Source organism: Streptomyces hazeniae (assembly GCF_031845485.1).
In the GTDB taxonomy this organism is placed as follows: domain Bacteria; phylum Actinomycetota; class Actinomycetes; order Streptomycetales; family Streptomycetaceae; genus Streptomyces; species Streptomyces hazeniae.
The window spans coordinates 42,726-61,768 of the sequence record NZ_JAVREQ010000022.1 but is presented as its reverse complement, the minus strand read 5'-3'; the positions used below and the strand labels follow the sequence as shown (position 1 = coordinate 61,768).

Genomic DNA, 19,043 nt, shown 5'->3' with positions numbered 1-19,043 from the left:
GAAGGGTCAGGTGGTGACGGTGAAGCCGTGCCGCCGCCCAAGGTCCGTCAGCGACGACCGGCCGGGCATGCCGTCCGCGTCACCGCCCGGAGCGGTGCCCCGGTAGCCGAGCCGCTGCTGCCACAGGCTGTAGGCGCTGAGCGTCGCCGTGCCGAAGTGGCCGTCCGCGAACCGCGACGACAGCAGCCCCTCGGCGACGAGAGCGGCCTCCACCACCTTCGCGGGGCCGTACGAAACCGGCGTGCCCTGCTTCGGCGGATCGCTCTTGGCCGCCTTCCGCAGCCGCGACAGCGACACCGCGGGCTTCGCCACGCCCGGCAGCTTCACGCGCTGCCCGGCCCGGATGACGTCCGGGTCCTTGATGCCGTTCAGGGACGCCACCTTCGCGACGGTGGTGTCGTACCGGTCGGCGATCTCCGACAGGGTGTCGCCCGGCTTCACGGTGTACGTCGCGGCGCCGTCCCCGGACTCCTTCTCCGGCCCCGGGCTGTACTTCGGCCGCCCGTACCCGGCGATCTCCCGCTCGCTGCGGACTCGGCGGGCGCACACGTTCGCGGTGTTGCCCTCGATCGTGTAGACGCGGGAGCCGGACACGCCGGTGACGATGCCGACGTGGTCGATGTGCCCGATCGAGTCGGAGCCCGCCCAGTCGATGAACACGATGTCGCCGCGGCGGATGCCGCGCGCGCCGGAGTGCCACTGCCCGGCTTCCTTGAAGCGCTGCGCGTGCCACACGGTGTACGCGTAGTCGGTGCCGAAGCACACCTCGGCGTGGTTGCCGGACTGCACCGCCCAGTACGTCACCGCAGCGTTGCACCACGGCCAGTTCCCGCGGAACGCTGGCCCGTTGCGCTGCTCGTACCACCGTTGAATGGCGTTGGGCTCCCGCATGCCCAGGGACCCCTCAGCCTTGCGGATCATCGCCTCTACTCCGGACATGTCGCCTCCTTCAGAACGTCGCGCTGAGCCATCAGATAGGCGGCAGCACCAAGCAGCCTGTTCGGGTCGTCCTGAAAGCAGCCGAGACCCTTGTTGCAGAACGCGCAAAGGAGCCCGCGAACCGCCCCGGTGTCGTGATCGTGGTCGACATGCAGGCGGTGCTGCGGGGTATCCCCGCACGCCGCACACTTGCCGTCCTGCTCGGCGAACATCCGGTCGTAGTCCTGGATGGTGATGCCGTACCGAGACTTGAAGTGAAGTCCCTGTCGCGTGCGGTTGTCCTGCTGCTGTCGCGCCTCGCGCTGTGTACTGGCGCGGCAGGAGCGGCACGCGCTGTAGAGGCCGTCACGACGTCGTCCGTCAGGGGAGAACGCGGACCGCGCCTTGTCCTCCTGGCAGACGGAACACACCTTCGTCGCGGTCACGACGGCTCGCCTTCTTCGGCCTGCCCGGTGGTCGGGGTGTCCGGCGCGGCGGACGTGTTCTCGCCCTGCTGGCCGTCGTCGGCGCCGGCGCCGTCCTCGACCGGCCGGGCCTCCGTGCCGGTGTAGACCCCGGCCATGTCCGGCGTGCCGAACCGGGCGCGCAGCAGCGCCTCCTCGTCCTTGGTGGTCGGCCCGTTGCTGGTGCGGCGCAGGAGCCGCGCCTGCTCGTGTTGATCCGGCCGGCCCTCGACCGGTCGTTCCTCCTGGCCCATGGGTGAGCCTCCGTCCGTGCATGAGAAAGGCCCCGGCCGGTCGGCTCGGGGCGTACAAGGGGGTGGCGCTGCGCTGCGCCTACGTGCCTGCGTCGTACGGGCTGAGGTTCGGGCTGGCGCTGGTGTCGTTGACGGGGGTCGCGGCCTGCCCGATCACGTCGTTCCCGAACCGGCGCACGCCGGACACGGACGAGCTGAGGTAGATCGCCGTCCCGGCCTCCGTGCCCGATCCCCACTTCTCGTAGGTGTTGAGCGTCAGCGTCAGCCGGGTGACGTTCGTGGTGACCCGGTAGCCGTTGCCGGTACCGTCCGCCCGCCCGGCGCCCTTGACCCGGTTGCCGTGCACCTTGAGTCGGGCGCTCGTCTCGAACACCCACAGGCCGTGCGACTGGCACAGCGACAGGTGATTGTCGGAGATCACCATGTCCGTGCCCGTCTCGACGGTGAGCAGGCTCGATCCGCAGTCGTAGACGCGGTTGCCGCTGATGTGCCCGCCCGCGAGCTGAGTCGTCGAGATGCCCGTCCCGCCCACGGACCGAATGATGTTGCCGGTCACCTCCGGGTCGGTGCAGTACGTCATCCGGATGCCGTGCGCCCCGCCGGTGACGATCTCGTTGCCGCGCACCTGCACGGCGTTCCACCGGCCGGTCGACTCGCCCTGCACGAGGATCGCGTCGGCGTAGCTCCCGGCCTGCCGGATGATGTTGCCCTCGACGAGCTGCACCGTGTTCCACGCGGACGCCCCGGTGTCGACGCCGGCGTCGTTCGTCCGGTCGGCGGTCTTGCTGGAGTCGAGGGTGCGCAGCCAGATTCCGGCGCCGCAGCCTTGGATGATGTTCCGCGCGATCACGGACTCGTCCCAGCAGTACGACTTGACCGCGTACTGCGCGAGCCCCTCGAAGGTGTTGTTCTCGACGCGGATCCGCTTGTGCGGGTGCCCGGCCGTCGTGCTGTGCGAGCCGACGCCGGCGGGCCACGCCACGGTGCCGGGGGTGCCGGACGCGCCGACGTAGCAGCGCCGCATGACCACGTCCTGGCACACGGTGTGGTCGTAGGGGCCAAACGCGCCGAACAACGTGACCCGGCCGGCGAGGTCGAACTGGACGGCCTCGGAGAACGCGCGGCCGCCGGTGTCGAGGTAGCCGAGGAACCGGCAGCCCTCGATGAGCCCGTGCCGGGTCGAGTTGAGTTCGATCGCGTGGTAGCCGCCAACGTCCCGGATCTCCAGGTCGCGGATCACCACGTTCTCGGCGTGCCCGATCGAGATGGCCATGTCCGGGTCCGTGGGCGCGTCCGTGGCGCGCATGTCCCACACGCCGCCCTCGATGACGAGGTTCCCGTGACCGGTGTAGCCGCCGAAGTTCTGGTCGGCGTCGCCGTTCACCAACAGCGTGCCCGTGGTGCCGCGCACGAACACCGCGCCGGGCATCAGCGTCAGCCGCGTGTTGCGACGGACCCGCAGCGGCAGCGACGCCAGCCGGTACGTGCCGGGCGGCACAAGGACCTGCCCGCCCCCGGCACCCACGCACTGGTCGAGGGCGGCCTGCACGGCGTTCGCGTCGTCCGCGACGCCGTCCCCGGCCGCGCCGTAGTCCCGCGGGTTGAAGATGCGCAGCGCTTCGAGGCTGCCGCCGCCCTCGTACCCGTCGACCGTGAGCGTGCCGGTCACGTTCAGGTCGTCGATCGTGGCGCCGCCGGTGACGTCGAGGCCGCCCGCGACGACCGCGCCCTGCAGCAGCTCGACGAGCCCCTGCACCTGCCCGCCCGCGCTGCGGGACAGCGCCCCGGCGGCCTGCGCGAGCGCGTCCTGCGCGACCTCCCGCCCGGCCTGGTACCAGCGCACCGGCTGAGACTGCGCGTCAAGGTACTCGTACTCGATCTCCGGCTGCGCGCACTTGAACGGGCGCACCGCGCCGGGCTGCGAGTGCCCGGCCGGGTTGGACCGGAGTTCCCCGATGGGGGTGGTGCCGTCGACCTCGAACAGCGCCGTCACGAGCTGGCCGGTTCCGGCGACGCGCACGTTCAGCGGGTAGTCGGGGACGACGTTGCCCAATGCGTCGGTGAGGACGTCGGACGGTGTGCCGCCGTAGGTGTACAGAGCCATGCAGAGATCCCCCTCAGTCGATCCAGTAGGTGCCGCCGCCGAGGTTCACCCACGACACGCCCTCGCCCTGCTGCGACCACCACACGACGGTGCCGGGCCCACCCACGCTGCTCGAGGTGTTGGCGTCGAGGACTTCGATCCGCCCGGCAGGGACGGTGGGGTCGCCGGCCATGGAACACACCACGGCCATCTGGCCGGGCTGGTCCTGCGGGACGCAGTCGTTCGGCACCGTGCCCAGGGCGACCCCGGTGTTCGGGATGACGGCGCTGTCGGTGCGCTCGACCTGCCCGCGGATCCACACCTGGCTGCCGATACGGCGCACCTCCGGCCGGAAGCTGGACGTCTGGTGGCCAGTAGCGAGGGCGAGGGGCCGCCACTCGGGGTCGGGCTCGTACACGGTCGCCCACACGTTGGCGGCAGCCGAGGTCTTGAGCCACGCCGAGCCGTCCTCGGCGGTGACCAGGGTGTGCAGCGGCGCGGACGCGAACGTCGCGTCGCGGTCCGCGATGTCGACGGCGTGCTGCACGAGGTGCGGGTCGAGAGCCTGCGCCAGCGCCGCGACCGCCGCGGGCCCGGTCGGTGCGTCCCCGCCTCCGGGGACGGGCAGGTTCGCGTATCCGACTGTCGCCACAGGGCGCCTCCTAGGTGAACGTGATGCGGATCGTGCCGCGGGTGAACGCGGCGTAGTCGCGGGAGCCGTTGGCGTAGATCGCCAGACCCCGGGCCGCGCCCGTGGCGAGCTTGTTCGCCCACGAGCCGGGCAGGGGCGCGGTGCCCTTCGCGCCGGTGGACAGCGACAGCAGGTTCTCGGGGCCCTCGTCGAGGTCGAGCTGCCCGCCGGGGGGTGAGGTGTGGTCGTGCAGGTACAGGTGCATCGGCACCTTCGAGTTGCGGCCGGAGCCTGAGCGGCGGGTGAAGGCGACGGTCATCTTCGCGACGGTCTTCCCCGCGCACGCGTCGGCGATCTTGCTGCCGTAGAACCATCCGCCGCGCCGGTTGCCGCGCCCGGTCCAGTCGCCTTGCATCGGGTAGTCCGCGTACTCGTCGGGCCGCCCGCCCCGCCACGAGCCCGACGAGTTCGGGGAGATGCTGACCGGTTTCGGGGCGCCCTCGGCGGGCGCCTCCGGGCTGGTGTCGGTGGGGTTGTCGACCTGCGCGTACAGCTCGACCTTCCCGTCCCGGGACTTCCTCATGTACAGGCCGTTGACGGTCTGCCACCCAGCGCCGGACGGCGCCCCGGACCCCCACGTCGCCGCGCGCACCACCTGCACATCGAGGGACTCATCCCGGGCGTACTGCCGCACCTGCGCCTCGTCCGCCTCGCCCGGGTCCTCACCGAGCCGCCACAGCACCACCGGCCGCGCCCCGGGCCGCACCGCGACCCAGTCGCCGGCGGCGCGTGCGCGGTAGGCGTCGGTGCACGGGACGTCGGTGATGAGCGCGCCGCGCATCTCCAGGTTGACGGTGCCGGCTTCGGTGACGTCGACGACCTGCGCGGAGATGGTGCCGCCCGCACCGGCCGGGGTCATGGCGCGGGCGAGGTCTTCGCCCAGGCGCCGCGCCGCGTCGCTCATGCCGTCGTCCTCCGGGTCGTCGTGCGGGTCGTGCAGGACATGGAGGCGCCGCCGAGGGCGTACGGGCAGGAGTCGATGATGTGCCGCTGCCACTCGCCGGGCCGGACCTCGACGTCGACGACGTCGCCCGGCTCCAGGGCGGGGTTGCACACCGCGGTGAAGGAGAGGCTCGACTGGACGCCCAAGCTGTCGGCGAGCCGTGCGCGACCGACGTTGTAGGCCTGCCCGGTGGAGGTGATCAGGGGCGAGCTGTACCGCTCGACGCGGAGCCGCACCCCGGAGAGTCCGAGCCGCTGCGGCGCGAGCGGGTCCTCGATCGGATCCGGCCCGGCGTACGTCAGCGAGTTGGGGTCGTCGTCCCACACGAACACGGGGCCGACCGTCGCCGTACCGTCGCCGCCGTCGCCCGTGACGACCCACAAGTTCACCACGCCCTCGGCGGACTGCTCCTCGGCGGGCTCCACCATCGCCAGCCCGTACGGCACCCGCCACACCACCGGGTCGGCGAGGGTAGGGATCGGCGCCATGGTGAACACCCCGCGGGCGTCCACCCAGCATTCGGCGCCCAGGGCGGCGGCGATACCGGTCTGCGTCCCGGACTCGTCCGTGCCACCCGACAGGGCCGCCCACCGGTCCTCGTCCACCACGAACCGCGGCACCGGCGTGGCCTGGTCGACGCCGCGCCGCCACGACACCGGAGTCGCCGGCAGGGCTTCGCCGACGAGGGCGGGCACCAGGTCCCCGGCGGTGTCCGGGCCGACGGTCCGCGCCGTCGGAAACGACGCGGACCGGATCGGTTCCTCCAGCCCCAGCAGGTCGAGTTTCGCGCCAAGCCGCGTGCGCTTCACGCCGTCGACGACGTACACACCGGCCGGGATCCACTCCACGTCCATGCGCGGCCCAGCGATGCCCTGGAACAGGCGGACCTGCGTCGCCTCGGTGTTGATGCCCGCGGCTCCCAGCGTCACGTCGAGGAGCTCGACGTCCGCCGAGTAGCGGCACTCCGCGGTACGGTCCGGCGTCACCGTGCCGTCCCCGCACCGCGCCGGCAGCCACGTCACGCCGCCGTCGTTGCTGTACTCCGCGCGGCGCGGCCGACGGGCGGCCGGGCCGGTGACCGCCTCGCGGGCCGCGTCCGACAGCCACTGCATCAGGTCACGCCGTTCGTGCTGAGCGCCGCCCACGACGGGTACGACGCGGCGACCGCGTCCCACGTCGCGAACTGGTCGACGACGTGGTCCCACGACCAGCCGGGCAGACGCATCGGCTGCCCGGCCGTGGCCGGCCGGGCGATCGGCTCGATCGTGAACGCCACGGCGTAGCCGCCGGTCGAACCGAGCTTCCCCGTCGGGGTCTCGGCGATGTCACCGGGGACGAAGTACGCGTCCGGGGTCTGGTACGCGGCCCTCACCTGCGCCAGCAGGATGCCGGACCGCAGCAGCTTCCGCACCCGCTCGATGTCCTCACGGAGCACGTCGACGGTCACCGGCCGGGTCGCGGCCTGGTGCACGTCGTAGGCGATCACCCGGTACGGCGACCCGGCGACCACGGTGGCGTCCTGACGCCCGGCCGACTCCTGCCCGTACGGGGAGGTGAGCTGTACCCGCGCGGAAAGCGACGGGTCGTCGAGGGACTTGATCCACAGGTCGCGGACGGCGCCCGGCGCTGGGGCCGGGACGGTCACCGCGAGCTGCGAGGAAGGTCCCTCGCTGCCGTCCTGGTAGAGCGCGGTCGCCGTGTAGACCACGGCCGCGCCGAGCGGCGCTTCGTGGTCGTACGCCGTGCCGACGCCCTCGACCGCCCACGCCGCGTCACCCGACCGGACCGGGACCGGCTCCGGGGCGCCGGGGTCCTGCCGCACGATGCGGACCTGCCACACCTCGTCGGCGTCCGCGAGCGGGGTACCGGCCGTGTAGTCCACGGACAGCACCACCCCGGCCCACGGCTCGTCGACGATCGCGGCGAGCCACCCGTCCGGGCTGGTGATCCGGCTCGGCGGCGTCACGTGCGGCGCCGCCGGGTCCACGATCATCGCCATGCGTTGCCCTCCCTACTTCACTCCTGCTCGCTTCCGGCGCCGCGCCTTGTCCATGCCGTCGTCGACGCGCTCGTCGACGAGGGCGACGAACTCCCGCTCCCCGATGCGCAGCACGACGGTGTCGCCGCGGCGCAGCGCCCCGTCCTGCCCGCCCGGCGACGAGGCGCCGTGAGCGGGCGCGGCCGCGTGCGCGTAGCTGCGCGCGACCACGGGGGCGACGGTGGCCATCCCGGCGACGACTGCAGCGCCGACCTCTTCGCCGACGAGCCGCATCGACTCGCGGTGGTCGAAGATCCGCGTCGAGGATCCGACACGTGCCAGCTCCGGGCCCTGCTCGCCGAACATCGACCAGCCCGGCCGGGGCCGCCCGCCGCGGGCGTAGCCCTTGCCGGTGAACCCGTACCAGCTGCTGAACATCCCGGAGTTCGTGCCGCGGGCCCGGGGGCCGACCAACACGCCGTCACCGCCGCGAGATTCCACGTTGGTGCCGGACAGGGTGCCCGCCGTGTGGCCGACACCGGCGTGCGTGATTCCCACGGTGAAAGGCGCTTTCACGCCGCGCTGCCAGCCGGGCGGCGCCCCGCCGGCGAACGCGTGCGTGCTCCACCGTCGGTGCGGCCGCTGGCCGCGGATGACCGACTCGATCGCGGAGACGAACCCGCTGCAGTCCCAGCTGGGGTTGCCGTTGCCGCCCCACTGGTACGGCTTGCCGTGCTGCGTGCGCGCCCAGCGCAGCGCGCGGGCGACGGCCGGGCCGCCGATCGCCGCGCCGCCGCGCTTGTCGGCCTCCTTGCTGTAGCCGAACAGCGCGCTGATCATCCGGTCCGGGATGCGGCGCAGCATCTTCCCGAAGCCGGTGTCCATGCCCGGGAAGTTCGCCAGCAGCGGCCGCACGACGGTGTTGACGCCGGCCCGTGCGGACGCGGCGATGCCGTCCTTCAACCACGACGTGGTCGCCTTGACCGCCGACCAGACCGCCGACCCGGCGCCGCCAAGCTTGTCGCCGATCCACCCGAAGATGCCGCCGTCTGCAAACCGCTGGTGCGGAACGACCCCGCCCGCGGCGTACGCGGACTCGACCGACGTGCGCGGGTTGCCGCCCAGCAGCGGCGACAGGGCCTGCCGCACACCTCGCGCGCCGCGCGAGGTGGCGAGCTGGTTCATGCCGTTCACGAACCGTGCCCCGACGGCGCGGGTGAACTCCGGCCGCATGATGGACTCGCCGCCCGACAGGGACAGACGGCCGCCGGACGGCGACGCAAAGTGGTGCACGTCGCGGCCCGGGGTGTAGCCCGGCATGATGCCGCCGGACGCGAACTCGAACCGCGGCAGCTTCTTCGCCCCGAACGCGCCCGCGACCTTGTTCCACACCCCGCGGATGCCGTTGTTGTAGACGGTGTCCACGATGAACTGGATGGGCTTGCGGGCGATGCTCTTGAGCTTCGACCACTGCTCGCCGATGACCTCCTTCGCATGCCGGAACGCCGCGCCGAACAGGCGGACCGCTGAGCGGCCCTTGTCCAGCACGGGCTTGATCGTCTTGTCGTACAGCCAGCGCACGACGGACGCGACACCGTTGAACGCCGGTTTGATCGCGTTGCGGTACAGCCACGACGCGACCGCCCCCACGCCACGGAAGATCGCGCGGATCATCGCGAAGTACCGGGAGATCACGTTCCGCCACAGCCACGTCGCCACGTTGGCGACACCGCGGAACGCGGGCTGCAGCGCGTTGCGCCACAGCCACAGCCCGGCCGCGCCCACCGCGCGGACGGCGACCATGACGCCGCGCATCGCGCCCTGCACGATGTTCCGGAACGTCGTCGACCGCTTCCACAGGACGACGAACAGGGCACCCAGCGCGACGAGAGCCGTGATGACGATGCCGATCGGGTTCGCGCGCATGGCCGCGTTGAGCAGCCACTGCCCCGCGGCGGCGGCCTTCGTCGCGACCGTGCCGGCGACCATCGCCGTGCGCTGCGCCGCCAGCGCGACCGTGGACCGCACCGTCGCGGCCATCGTCCGGGCCTGCGCCGCCACCCACGCCCCCGCGGTACGGGCGGCGTTGCCGGTGGCGGACGCCGCCGTCGCGACGAACGAGCCGACCGCGCGGGCCCGAGCAGCTGCCCAGCCCATCCCGGCCCGTAGCGCCGTCGCGGTCCACGTCGCCGCCGTACGGGCGGCGTTGACGACGGCCGCGCGGGACGTCGCCAGGAAGCTGCCCACCGCGCGTGCACGCGCGCCCGCCCACGCCGCGCCCGACCGGGCCGCCGACGCGACCCACCGGGCCCCGGTGATCACGGCCTGCTTCGCCGCCTGCGCACCGACGACCGTGTAGTAGCGGACGGCGAACGCCGCGAACCGGACGTGCCCGGCCGCTGTCCTCGCCGCCGTACCCGCGGCCTGCATACCGCCCCACAGCGCGCGAGCGCCGGACACCGCGGCGGCCGCGACCTTGAACGCGATGACCGCGCCGACGATCGCCATGACCGCGGTCGCCGCCGCCCGCATCCGTCCCGGGTCCGCGGACAGCCACTGCCACAGCTCCCGCACCGGGGCGAGCGCCGTGGCGAAGACGGGCGCGACCGCCCGCGCGGCGGGCACCACGTCCTGCATGACGACCGTGGCCAGTCCCTGCATGGCGTCGCGCTTGAACTGCTCGAACTGCACCGCGGTGTTGTCCCGCAGGTCGTCGCCCGCCTTCCGCGCCGCGCCGCCGACGCGGCCCAGCGCGTTCTCCGCCTTGGACGGGTCGAGCGCGAACAGCGCGTCTCCCATGTCCTCGGCCTTGGTGCCGAACAGCTCGATCGCCGCGGCGTTCCGTTCCGCGCCGGGCGGCATCGCCCGCAGCCGGTCCAGCACGGTGTCGAGTGCCTTCCCTGCGGCCGGGCCGCCCTTTGCGAACGTCTTCACCATCGTGTCGGCGTCCAGGCCGATCGACTTGAACCCGCCGCGCACGCGTTCCCCGCCGGCGACGGCCTCGATCGTGAACTCCTTGATGGCGTCGGCGACGACGTCGGTGTCGCGGGCACCGGCCTTCATGCCCTGTGTCATCAGCCCGACGGCGGTCTTCGCGTCCAGGCCGACCGACCGGAAGATCGTGGAGTATTCGTTGAAGGTGTCCATCAGGTCATCGGCGCGCGGGCCCATGATCTGGAGGCCGCGGGTGATGACGTCGAACGCCTCGGTGGCGTCCTTCGCCAACCCGGTCTTGAGGATCTGCCCGACGGCGTTCGCGGTCTGACCGAGGTCCGTCTCGAACAGGCCGCTGACGTCGGCGACCTTCGTCGCGATCGACTCCAGCTGCCGCGTGGTCGCCCCGGCCGGGGCGATACCGGCAGACATGATCGCCCGCACGGCGGCGGCGCCGTCCTCGACGGACTCCGTGACCGCGCTGGTGTACAGGTTCCCGGCGGCCTTCCCGGCGCGCTGGGCGTCCTTCCCGGACAGCCCGAGCTGCGCCTGCAGCCGGCTGGTGGCCTTCTCCGCCTCCAGGCCCTCCATGAGCCCGGCGGTCAGCGCGGCGCCGGCCGCGACACCGACCGCCGCCGCGCCGGTCTTGAGCGAGTCGCTCATGCCCCGCGCGGCGGCCTCGCCGCCTTCCTCACCGGCCTCCCGGGAGGCTGTGACGATCGGCTCGCTGATCTGCCGGTCCAGCTCGCGGCTGAACCTGCTCATGTTCGGCAGGACGTCGACCCACACCGCTCCGGCACGCGCCACCGACGGCACCTCCCCGCGTCACAGCCGCCCGGGGGCGACCTGCTGCACGATGTCCTCGTAGCCGCGCCGCGCCTGCACGGCGGCCTTCCGCGCGGCCTTCTTCTCCTGCTTGCGCCGCTTCGCCTCGCCGGGCCGCGGCAGCCGCTCGGGGTAGGGCACCTCCGGGGAGCCCTCCTTGCGGTGCACGTTCTGCGTGAACGTCAGCAGACCGCCGAGCAGGTCGGCAACGTCGTGCAGACGCCAGTCCGCCAGCGTCCACGCGGAACCGTTCACCGCCCTGCCGACCGCCCCGTCGACGGGCAGCCCCTCGGCGAGGACCCGCAGCTTCCGCAGCGTGATCTCCCCCCGGAAGTACGCGGCGAGCGGCCCGTCCCGCCCGTACCCGGGGTACCGGTGCAGGTCGGCCTCTACCGCTTCCGGGTGCTCCCCGAGGACGTCGAGGACCGTGTAGGGCGCCCATTCTTCAGCTCACCCTTCATGTCCTCCATCGCCGCCATGCGCACGAAGTTGACGTCGGACGGGTCACCGCCCGCCTCGACGAACTTGTCGTACTGCTCGTCGCCGAGCATGGCGCGCGCCAGCTCGTCATCGTCCTCGGCGTCGTCGACGGCCTTCTTCCACGCCGACGGGGCGAACATCGGGTGCGGCATGGTGAACGTGCCGCCGGGGCCCTCGAACTCGATCTCCTCGCCGCCGACCGCTTCGGCGTACTGGGCTCGGACAGCGGACAGGATGTACCGCTTCTTGTTCGGCTTGCTCATGATCTCGTCTCGCTTTCAGGTGGGCCGGTGGGTGGACCGGAGGTGCGGGGCGGCGCGGCCCACCCAGGGCGCCGCCCCGCACCGGTCGATGCGCGTCAGGGTCAGGGGACGACAGGCGGGGCGTAGTCCCGCCAGCCCGGCCCGTCGATCCACGTCTGCGAGTCCGTGCCGGCACCCTCGTCGAAGTACGCCTGATAGGTGACGGCACGGCTGATCTCCGCGGTGCGCACCCACTGCTCGTCGTCGCGCTCGGTGCGCAGCGCGGCGGGCATGTGCCGCACCACGTACAGCGGGTTGCCCGTCGCCTTGTTCAGGTCGCGGGCGATGAACACCAGCCGCCGGTACAGCGTCGGCGGCGTCTTCGGCCGCGACCACGTCCACGTCGCCGAGCCCATGTCGGGGAAGTGGTCCAGCAGCAGGTTCTCGTACAGGCAGACCGCCGCGGCGTTGGTCTCCTGCGGCACCCACGCCGCGGTCTGGATGTCGGTCTCCACGTCCGACCGGGTCGGCATCGCCGCCTGCCCCGACTCGACGTCGGACATCGACAGGTCCCCGGAGAAGGTGACGCCGTCGCCGTTGGTGTAGCCGACCGGCAGGTAGCCGGTGGGCAGCTCCTGGAGGACGCCGGCCTCATCGAACGGCGCCGTGACCGCGGGGGCGTCGGCGTCGGCCGCGAAGATGGCGTACGACAGGGCCTTGCGGATCAGCGACGTCTGGAGCGCCGCCATCGTGTCGAAGTCGGCTGCCACCATGGCGCCCACTCTCCTTTCCGGAACGAGTCCCGCGCGGGCGCGGGCGTGCAGATGGGTACGCGCGTCTCAGGTGCGCGCGGCTACGCGGTGGGTGAGCCGGTAGGAGGAGACCGTCCGCTCGACGGCCGGGTTGTTGTAGGGCACGTGGCCGGGCATCGAGTCGGTGGCTACGTCGTCGATGACGAGCCCTCCGGCGAGTCGGCCGCGGGCGGCGAGCATCGACTCGTGCGCCGCGCCGGCCAGCTCCCACATCAGGGTGCGGGTCTCGGCGAACGCCTGGACGTCGAGGGCGTTCTCACCGCTGACGCCGTCGTCGCCGCCGCCGGGTACCACGGCGACGAACAGCAGCGGCAGCCGCTCCTCCAGATCGGACGGCAGGGCGTTGACGACCCGGACGCCAGGGTGTCGGGAGCGCAGCCACAGCGTCGCCGCGTACTCGAGGTCCGGCACGGGAGGTCACCCGCCGTCCTGGAGGATCGGGCCGCTGCGCGCGGCCCGGCCCAGGATGCGGCGCCGCTCCTGGTTGGTGTCGCCGAACTCCACCTGCTCGGCGTCCTCCCGGTCGGCGATGACCCGGGCGGTGGGGCGGCCCTTCGGCCGGGTGTCCTCCTCCACACGGATCGCCTCGGCGAACTCGTCCGACACCTCCGTGCGGGCGAGGGACTTCGCGCGGGGCTCGACCTGGTCGGCGACCTTCCGCAGCGCGCCCCGCACCTGCTTCGACCGCATCACCTCGCCGATACCGCGCCGGTCCGGCTGGAAACGGCGTCGTGTCATCAGCCGCTCACCTCCATCAGGATCGCTTCGGTGTGGTCCAGCACGCCGGCGAACGACCGGTGCACACCGGGCTCGCCGTCGACCTCGAACGTCCGGTCGCCGTACCGCACCCGGTCGCGCGCCTTGAGGTCCATGCCGCGCGGCCCCGCGAGCCGCCACCGGGTGATGACCTGCGCCTTGCCCTCGACGACTTCCGTGGAAGACATCGGCTGCACATTGCAGCCCGGCACGACGGTCTCCGTGGTCTCCCACGCCTCGTTGCCCCGGTCGTCCTCGACCGCCACCGCACGCAGCACGGTGACCGTGTCGCGGTACAGCGGGTGCGTGAAGCCGCCCATCAGGCGCCGTCCCCGCGGTTGAGGCGGTACGCCGACACCGCGGACGTCCACTGCGCCGACACGCCGACCGCAGCGGTCGCCGCGAACGTCACCGCGTCCGACCCGGTCGACACCTGCTGAATCGCAGGGTCGAGGCGGTAGATCGCGCGGGCCTGGTCGACGACGACCTCGGCGACCTCCGGCGGCGGCACGACGTACCCGTGGTCGTACGTCACGTCGATCTCGGCGTCCGCCTGCCACACCCCGGCCGTGCGCTTGAGCACACCGGAGCGGCGCAGCACCCGGTAGTCGTCGACCTCGACGCCGTCCACGGTCACCAGGTGCACGACCGTGACGGGGGCGGCGCGCAGGTGCAGGACCCGCGTACCGTCCCCGTCGGCCTGCTCCACGTCGCCGGTGACGCGGGTGACCGGGTGCCGGACCGCGCCGCGGAACCGCGCTGAGGCGGCGTGCAGCGCGGCCAGCAGCCGCACGTCGTCGGCGGGCAGGTCGAGAAACTTCGCGAGCTCGGCCGGCTCGGCGAGCAGCAGCGGGTCAGGCCCCGCCACCGTCGGCCGCCTTGTTCCGCGCGCCGGTGCGGGCCTTGTTGGTCGAGGTGCTACGCGCCTTCGCCGACAAGGTGCTCGCCTCGCCGTCGTCGACGGCCACGGCACCCGGGTAGTTGGGCAGGTCCGACTCCGAAAGCCGCATCGTGGTGTCGAACCCGTTCAGCTGCACCCGGTAGGTGCGCAGCGGCTCCCCCGGCTTGCTGGTGTCTTCCTTCATCACGTCCACCGCTTCCGTCGTGGTTGTGTGTCCACACGTCGTGTGCGGCGCCCCGTCGACCGGACACCGGCCGCGGGGCGCCGTCCACCACGCCACCGGCTCAGGCGGCCGTGAGGTCGAGCCGCGCGAACGCCGCCGGACGGAGCACGCCGAACGCGGCGCGCATCTCACCGAGCACGGCGACCAGGTTCCGCACGAAGAAGTCCTCGTGGCTGTCGGTGGCCGTGATGCTCGACTCCTCCCGGTCCCACAGGATCGCCTGCCGCCAGTCGCCGAGGTAGCCGACGCCCTCGGCGACGGACTCGGACTGAACGACCGGCAGGCCCCACAGCGGGTTCGCGCCGCCGGCCGCCGACGGGCCGCCGAAGTAGAACCGGCCCTGGCCGTCGGCGAGCAGGTCGAACCGCTCGGCGTCGGTGGGGTTGATGACGAACCCGGTGGGTGCGGCACGGCCGATCTTGCGGATCTTCGTGACGGCCTTCCGGGCGGTGGTCAGCAGGTCCGTGTCGTACGCCTGCGCCTGCACGCCGCTGATGGTGTCGAGGCCCTCGAAGTTCTCGCCGGTGCCGTCGCCGCTCATCATCTGGTCTTCCAGCTCTTCCTCCAGGCCGGCCTCGAGGAAGTTGTCGACCATCGTCTGCACCTGCGCCACATCCGAGATGCTGCGCTTGGTCATCGCCAGCCAGTGCGCGATCGTCTTCACGACCGCCGTCTTCCGCTGCATGGTGAACGTCGACTGCGGCTTGTAGCCGCCGCCGGTCGCGTTCACCAGCGGCCCGGCCGTGCCGCCCGACGTCGGCCGCGCCTCGGTCGTCGCCTCCGCCACCGGGGCGGCGTTGTTCGTGATCGAGGCGACCCGCGCGTACTCCACCGTGTCCGACGTGGTCGTGCCCTGCGTCACCAGCGACCGCAGCGTCAGCGGCCGGAAGAACTGCGAGAAGTCGTCCTGCAGACCCCTCCAGTCCGGCTGCACAAGCGCGCCACCGGAGCTGTCGCCGGCGCCGGTCGTCAGCGCCTTCGCGCCCCGCGCGGGCCGCACCAGGCTCTTGAACGTCGCCGGGCGGGACTGCACCCGCTGCTTCTCGCCGAACCGGCCGCCCGCCGCGGTGCCGAGCAGGTCCACGAACTCCGCGCTGCGCACGAACCGCTCACCGATGGACCCGCCGGCGGACTTCCCGCCGCCGTGCTGCGGCGCCGAACCGGCCGGCTCGCCCGGCCCGCCCACCTCGGACGCGAACTGCGCGACCGTGCTGTACGCGTCGCGGTCGGCCTTGGCCTGCCGCCACCGCTCGTCGGCGGCCTTCGCCTCCGTCAGCGCGGTCTCCACCGTGGTGCGCTCCTCGGCGGTGAACTCGCGGCCCTCCTCGGCGACCTTGTCCGCGATGGACTTCGCCGCCTGAGCGTGCCGCTGCCGCTCCTCGAACGCTTCCTTCACTCGCTGCTCGTACATCCGCTTACTCCTCGTCGGTGTCGTCGGCCGCCAGAAGGACGGCCAGGTCGGCACGCAGACGCAGATCAGCGGCGCCGCCACCGGCAGACGCGGAACCCGTCGGTTCCGTGTCGCGGGTGCCGGGCGTGGCCTTCCCGTCCGTGCTCTGCTGCGGCGGCTGGTCGCCGCCGTCCTGCGGTGCGCCGCCGTCGACGGGCCCGTCGGCCGGGGCCGCGGGCGCCGTCGCGGCCGCGGGTTCCGGGCTGGCGGGCCGGCCGGGGCCGGCGCTCTTCTCCGGCTCGGCGGCGGCGAGGACATCGCCGATCGCCTCGTGCGCGGAGCTGAGCCGGTCGTAGTTCGCCTGCGACAGCACACGGCCGGCCTTCGCGCCCTGCGCGAGCCGGGTCGCCTTCGCCGCGATCAGCTCCGTCTCCTGGTTCGCGCCGACCAGGCACGGCCCGACCTCGTGCAGCTTGAGGCGCCGCAGTTCGAAGTAGCCGCCCCACCGGTGATCGTCGTCGGTGACGAACGCCTCCTCCTCGATGTCGTAGGCGAAGGAGAACTGCGTGACGCGGCGGCCCTTGAGCAGGCGGTACACCTGCTGCGCGGTCGGGTTGGAGTCGAGGTCCTCGATCTGCCCCGTGATCTCCAGCCCGGCCAGAGTCTCGGTGGCCTTGACCACCGACCCGATGTGCGCGAACGGGTCACCCCACGCGTGGGACCAGATCACCGGGATCGGGTCGCCCTTCTCACCCCACGCCGCCAGGGTCTCGGTGAACGCCCCGGCGCGGACGACGTCACCCATCGAGTCCTCGTTGTCGAACACGCTGACCAGGGCGACGAACTGCCCCTCGGTCAGGCCATCGTCCGGGCCCGCCGCCTTCACACGCGCGGGCGCGTCCTTCGTTCGCATGCCTCACTCCTCCGCTCGCGCGTAGGTCAGATCGCAGTTGCAGTTCGCTGTCTGCGCCGACGAGCCGGCCGAATCGCCGGGCCAGCGCAAGCCGTTGCTGAACGTCTCGCCGAGCCGCACTGTCTCGCCGTCCATCCGCGCGTGCTCCGGCCGCGGCTTCGACCCGGTCCGCCACGTCTTGAACACCAGGCCCGACGCGTCGGCGGCGTCATGCCCGCCGAAGCTGCGGGCCTCCGTGCCTGCCGTTGCCGCGCGCAGAGCCGCCGTGGACAGCAGCGCCTCGCGGGCGCCGGCCACGGCCTGCCCGGTGTCGAGGTCCGGGTCGGCGACCCGGTCGGCGAGGTCTTCGTCGCCGGCCTGCACCAGCTGCGCGGCGTGCGTCGTCGCCGCGGCGGCCAGCCACGCCTCCATCACCGCCGGGTCCCAGCCGTCCGCGGTCGGGTTGAACTCGGCGAGGACTTCCCACGCCCCGGCCGCCGCGATGCGCAGCAGCCAGTACCGCACCGTCGCCGCCAGCTCCGCGGTACGCTCCGGCGCGGTCTCCGTCCACGGCAGCAGCGACGGCAGCGCGTCCTCGTCGCCGAGCACGTCGGCCAAGCGGCCGCCCTGCTGCTCCGCCCACTGCGCGAGCGCCGCCGCGAACCCGGCCTGCTCGACCTCGTACGCCGGCGGGTCGGGCTCGTCGGCTTTCGCCCCGGCAGGTGACCGCGTCTTCGGCGCCGCCTTGGGCGGCGGGGCGGTGTCTCGCGGTGAGGCGAGCCCTCCCGCCGTCACGTTCATCGGCACGATGAGGTCGTCGCCGCCGTCGACCCGCGGCAGGTTGAACCGGGCGCGCTGCTCGTTGCGGGTCATCCACGGCCCGCCCGTCGCCGTCGACGCGGCCGCGGCCTGCTCCTCGAAGCTGCCGCGCATCTTCTCGGAGATGTTGAACTCGACGTACACCCCGGAGCCGGGAGGTTCGAAGTCCGGCAGCAGCTGCACCGCGATGTCCTGCTGGATCTGCTGGAGCCACGGGCCCAGCGTGTCCTGGTACAGCTGCCGGTGCTGCTCCTTGATGTTGGAAAAGGTGGCGTGGTCGAGGATCCCGACCATCGGCAGCGGGATGTGGAACGCCGCCGCGACCTCCTCGCGGGTCAGCTTGCGCGCCTCGATGTACTGCGCCTTCTGCGGGTCGATCGAGACCTGCTTGTAGTCCATGCCGTCCTCAAGGATCGGCGTGCCGCCCTCGGCGCCGCCGCCCTGCGTGAACGTCCGCCACATCTCCCGGAACCGGCGCCGCTCGTCCGGGTTCCACTCGGCGGCGTCCGCCGGCCGGGTCAGGACACCCGTGGCGCGCATGCCGTTCCGCCACATCGCGGTGCGCTGCCCGGTCGCTTCCCGGTCCTCGCGCAGCAGGTCCGCGAGCGCGTCCAGCGTCGACGACCCGACCCGCATGTCCTCCGGGGTGTAGCCGCGGAAGTGCACCACCTGCTCCGGCCACAGCGTCTGCCCGCCCGCCGTCTCGTACTTCTCCGGCCCGAGCCACGACCCGCCACGCGGGCGGATCAGTGTGGGCGGGATCGGTGCGAGCATGCGCCGCTCCCCGTCGAAGAACTTCACCCAGTACGCCACGTCGTGGAGCGCCAGGTCCGACACGAGACGCTCGATCAGCCGGTACAGGGAGAACCGCGGCAGGGGCTCGTTCAGCAGCAGCGCCAGCGGGTGATCGGTGACCCGCTGCCGGTCGTTGTCGTCGACACGCCGGTAGGTGTGCAGCCCAAGCTGCGCGATGTTCCGCGCCAGGAACGAGATCACGGTGCGGACCTGCGGCTGTGTCCGCCAGATCAGCACCCGGTCCAGGGGCGGGAGCACATCCAGGCCCGGCGCCGACCAGGCGCCCAGGCCCGGCGAGATCCCGCCCGGCCCGGCGGTGGCACCACCTGAGACGACGAACGCCACGATCAGCCACCCCCGCCCGGCACGACCTGAACGAACTCGACGCGGGCACGCTCGACGACGACCTCCCCGTCGACGGGCACGGGCTCCCGGCCCGGTTCCAGCAGACGCGCGTCACGCAGCACCAGAAGCGGGCCGCGCTTCGCCCACAGCACCCCGTCGAAAGCCCTGTCGGCGAGGTTGACCACGACCCGCTTCCGGACCGCCGTACGCCGCCACGCGAACATGGGACCCCCTCCGGGAATTGCGCCGCTACCGTGACGGCGTGAAGAGATTGCTGTTCCGCCTCGCCGGGCGCTGC

Annotated in this window: 21 protein-coding genes; all 21 read right to left on the bottom strand. The window is 72.7% G+C overall.

Translation table 11 applies throughout. From position 1 onward, the window contains the following. Positions 1-6: 6 nt before the first annotated feature. Entirely contained in the window at positions 7-939 is a 933-nt protein-coding gene (locus RM572_RS22040; RefSeq protein ID WP_311675136.1) for a LysM peptidoglycan-binding domain-containing protein, read from the bottom strand. Beyond that, positions 927-1,364: an endonuclease VII domain-containing protein gene (locus tag RM572_RS22035; protein ID WP_311675135.1), complete on the bottom strand. Its 438-nt coding sequence runs from the start codon at positions 1,362-1,364 to the stop codon at positions 927-929. Before RM572_RS22035 ends, RM572_RS22040 begins: the two co-directional genes overlap by 13 nt. Continuing rightward, positions 1,361-1,636, bottom strand: a complete 276-nt coding sequence (locus tag RM572_RS22030) for a hypothetical protein (protein WP_311675134.1) — start codon at positions 1,634-1,636, stop codon at positions 1,361-1,363. Before RM572_RS22030 ends, RM572_RS22035 begins: the two co-directional genes overlap by 4 nt. Before the next feature lie 79 nt (positions 1,637-1,715). Next, positions 1,716-3,740 (bottom strand): right-handed parallel beta-helix repeat-containing protein, encoded by a 2,025-nt coding sequence (locus RM572_RS22025; protein ID WP_311675133.1) that lies wholly within the window; start codon positions 3,738-3,740, stop codon positions 1,716-1,718. Between the two features lie 13 nt (positions 3,741-3,753). After that, positions 3,754-4,371, bottom strand: a complete 618-nt coding sequence (locus RM572_RS22020; RefSeq protein WP_311675132.1) for a hypothetical protein — start codon at positions 4,369-4,371, stop codon at positions 3,754-3,756. A gap of 10 nt (positions 4,372-4,381) precedes the next feature. Continuing rightward, complete coding sequence (locus RM572_RS22015; RefSeq protein ID WP_311675131.1) at positions 4,382-5,314, bottom strand: hypothetical protein; 933 nt, start codon at positions 5,312-5,314, stop codon at positions 4,382-4,384. Next, on the bottom strand, positions 5,311-6,498 hold the full coding sequence (locus RM572_RS22010) for a phage tail protein (protein ID WP_311675130.1): 1,188 nt from the start codon (positions 6,496-6,498) through the stop codon (positions 5,311-5,313). Before RM572_RS22010 ends, RM572_RS22015 begins: the two co-directional genes overlap by 4 nt. Next, positions 6,465-7,352, bottom strand: coding sequence for a hypothetical protein (locus RM572_RS22005; protein ID WP_311675129.1), 888 nt, complete (start codon positions 7,350-7,352; stop codon positions 6,465-6,467). The genes RM572_RS22010 and RM572_RS22005 overlap by 34 nt, the downstream gene beginning before the upstream one ends. 12 nt (positions 7,353-7,364) lie before the next feature. After that, positions 7,365-11,072 carry a phage tail tape measure protein gene (locus RM572_RS22000; protein ID WP_311675128.1) on the bottom strand — a complete coding sequence of 1,236 codons (3,708 nt, stop codon included), beginning with the start codon at positions 11,070-11,072 and terminating at the stop codon, positions 7,365-7,367. Positions 11,073-11,090: 18 nt separating this feature from the next. Then, entirely contained in the window at positions 11,091-11,345 is a 255-nt protein-coding gene (locus RM572_RS21995) for a hypothetical protein (RefSeq protein WP_311675127.1), read from the bottom strand. 134 nt (positions 11,346-11,479) lie between these two features. Then, positions 11,480-11,833 (bottom strand): hypothetical protein, encoded by a 354-nt coding sequence (locus tag RM572_RS21990; protein WP_311675126.1) that lies wholly within the window; start codon positions 11,831-11,833, stop codon positions 11,480-11,482. A 101-nt stretch (positions 11,834-11,934) separates the two neighbouring features. Further along, a complete protein-coding gene (locus tag RM572_RS21985; RefSeq protein ID WP_311675125.1) occupies positions 11,935-12,585 on the bottom strand; it encodes a phage tail protein in 651 nt (216 codons plus the stop codon). A 66-nt stretch (positions 12,586-12,651) separates the two neighbouring features. Beyond that, positions 12,652-13,035, bottom strand: coding sequence for a hypothetical protein (locus RM572_RS21980; protein WP_311675124.1), 384 nt, complete (start codon positions 13,033-13,035; stop codon positions 12,652-12,654). A gap of 6 nt (positions 13,036-13,041) precedes the next feature. Further along, the gene (locus tag RM572_RS21975) at positions 13,042-13,362 is read right to left on the bottom strand and encodes a hypothetical protein (protein ID WP_311675123.1); all 321 of its coding nucleotides are present in this window, start codon (positions 13,360-13,362) and stop codon (positions 13,042-13,044) included. Then, positions 13,362-13,700 carry a phage head completion protein gene (locus tag RM572_RS21970; RefSeq protein ID WP_311675121.1) on the bottom strand — a complete coding sequence of 113 codons (339 nt, stop codon included), beginning with the start codon at positions 13,698-13,700 and terminating at the stop codon, positions 13,362-13,364. Before RM572_RS21970 ends, RM572_RS21975 begins: the two co-directional genes overlap by 1 nt. Next, complete coding sequence (locus RM572_RS21965; protein WP_311675120.1) at positions 13,700-14,248, bottom strand: mobile element protein; 549 nt, start codon at positions 14,246-14,248, stop codon at positions 13,700-13,702. The genes RM572_RS21970 and RM572_RS21965 overlap by 1 nt, the downstream gene beginning before the upstream one ends. After that, complete coding sequence (locus tag RM572_RS21960) at positions 14,235-14,465, bottom strand: hypothetical protein (RefSeq protein WP_311675119.1); 231 nt, start codon at positions 14,463-14,465, stop codon at positions 14,235-14,237. The genes RM572_RS21965 and RM572_RS21960 overlap by 14 nt, the downstream gene beginning before the upstream one ends. A gap of 100 nt (positions 14,466-14,565) precedes the next feature. After that, the gene (locus RM572_RS21955; RefSeq protein ID WP_311675118.1) at positions 14,566-15,915 is read right to left on the bottom strand and encodes a phage major capsid protein; all 1,350 of its coding nucleotides are present in this window, start codon (positions 15,913-15,915) and stop codon (positions 14,566-14,568) included. Between the two features lie 4 nt (positions 15,916-15,919). Beyond that, the gene (locus RM572_RS21950) at positions 15,920-16,807 is read right to left on the bottom strand and encodes an HK97 family phage prohead protease (protein ID WP_311675117.1); all 888 of its coding nucleotides are present in this window, start codon (positions 16,805-16,807) and stop codon (positions 15,920-15,922) included. 3 nt (positions 16,808-16,810) lie between these two features. Further along, positions 16,811-18,745, bottom strand: a complete 1,935-nt coding sequence (locus RM572_RS21945) for a phage portal protein (RefSeq protein ID WP_311675116.1) — start codon at positions 18,743-18,745, stop codon at positions 16,811-16,813. Between the two features lie 2 nt (positions 18,746-18,747). Then, positions 18,748-18,969, bottom strand: coding sequence for a hypothetical protein (locus RM572_RS21940; RefSeq protein ID WP_311675115.1), 222 nt, complete (start codon positions 18,967-18,969; stop codon positions 18,748-18,750). Between the last annotated feature and the right edge of the window lie 74 nt (positions 18,970-19,043).

Coding starts and splice junctions, on each gene's coding strand:
- RM572_RS22040 (WP_311675136.1), bottom strand. CDS start 939: ATGTCCGGAGTAGAGGCGATGATCCGCAAGGCTGAGGGGTCCCTGGGC.
- RM572_RS22030 (WP_311675134.1), bottom strand. CDS start 1,636: ATGGGCCAGGAGGAACGACCGGTCGAGGGCCGGCCGGATCAACACGAG.
- RM572_RS22025 (WP_311675133.1), bottom strand. CDS start 3,740: ATGGCTCTGTACACCTACGGCGGCACACCGTCCGACGTCCTCACCGAC.
- RM572_RS22015 (WP_311675131.1), bottom strand. CDS start 5,314: ATGAGCGACGCGGCGCGGCGCCTGGGCGAAGACCTCGCCCGCGCCATG.
- RM572_RS22005 (WP_311675129.1), bottom strand. CDS start 7,352: ATGGCGATGATCGTGGACCCGGCGGCGCCGCACGTGACGCCGCCGAGC.
- RM572_RS21990 (WP_311675126.1), bottom strand. CDS start 11,833: ATGAGCAAGCCGAACAAGAAGCGGTACATCCTGTCCGCTGTCCGAGCC.
- RM572_RS21985 (WP_311675125.1), bottom strand. CDS start 12,585: ATGGTGGCAGCCGACTTCGACACGATGGCGGCGCTCCAGACGTCGCTG.
- RM572_RS21975 (WP_311675123.1), bottom strand. CDS start 13,362: ATGACACGACGCCGTTTCCAGCCGGACCGGCGCGGTATCGGCGAGGTG.
- RM572_RS21970 (WP_311675121.1), bottom strand. CDS start 13,700: ATGGGCGGCTTCACGCACCCGCTGTACCGCGACACGGTCACCGTGCTG.
- RM572_RS21960 (WP_311675119.1), bottom strand. CDS start 14,465: ATGAAGGAAGACACCAGCAAGCCGGGGGAGCCGCTGCGCACCTACCGG.
- RM572_RS21955 (WP_311675118.1), bottom strand. CDS start 15,915: ATGTACGAGCAGCGAGTGAAGGAAGCGTTCGAGGAGCGGCAGCGGCAC.
- RM572_RS21950 (WP_311675117.1), bottom strand. CDS start 16,807: ATGCGAACGAAGGACGCGCCCGCGCGTGTGAAGGCGGCGGGCCCGGAC.
- RM572_RS21940 (WP_311675115.1), bottom strand. CDS start 18,969: ATGTTCGCGTGGCGGCGTACGGCGGTCCGGAAGCGGGTCGTGGTCAAC.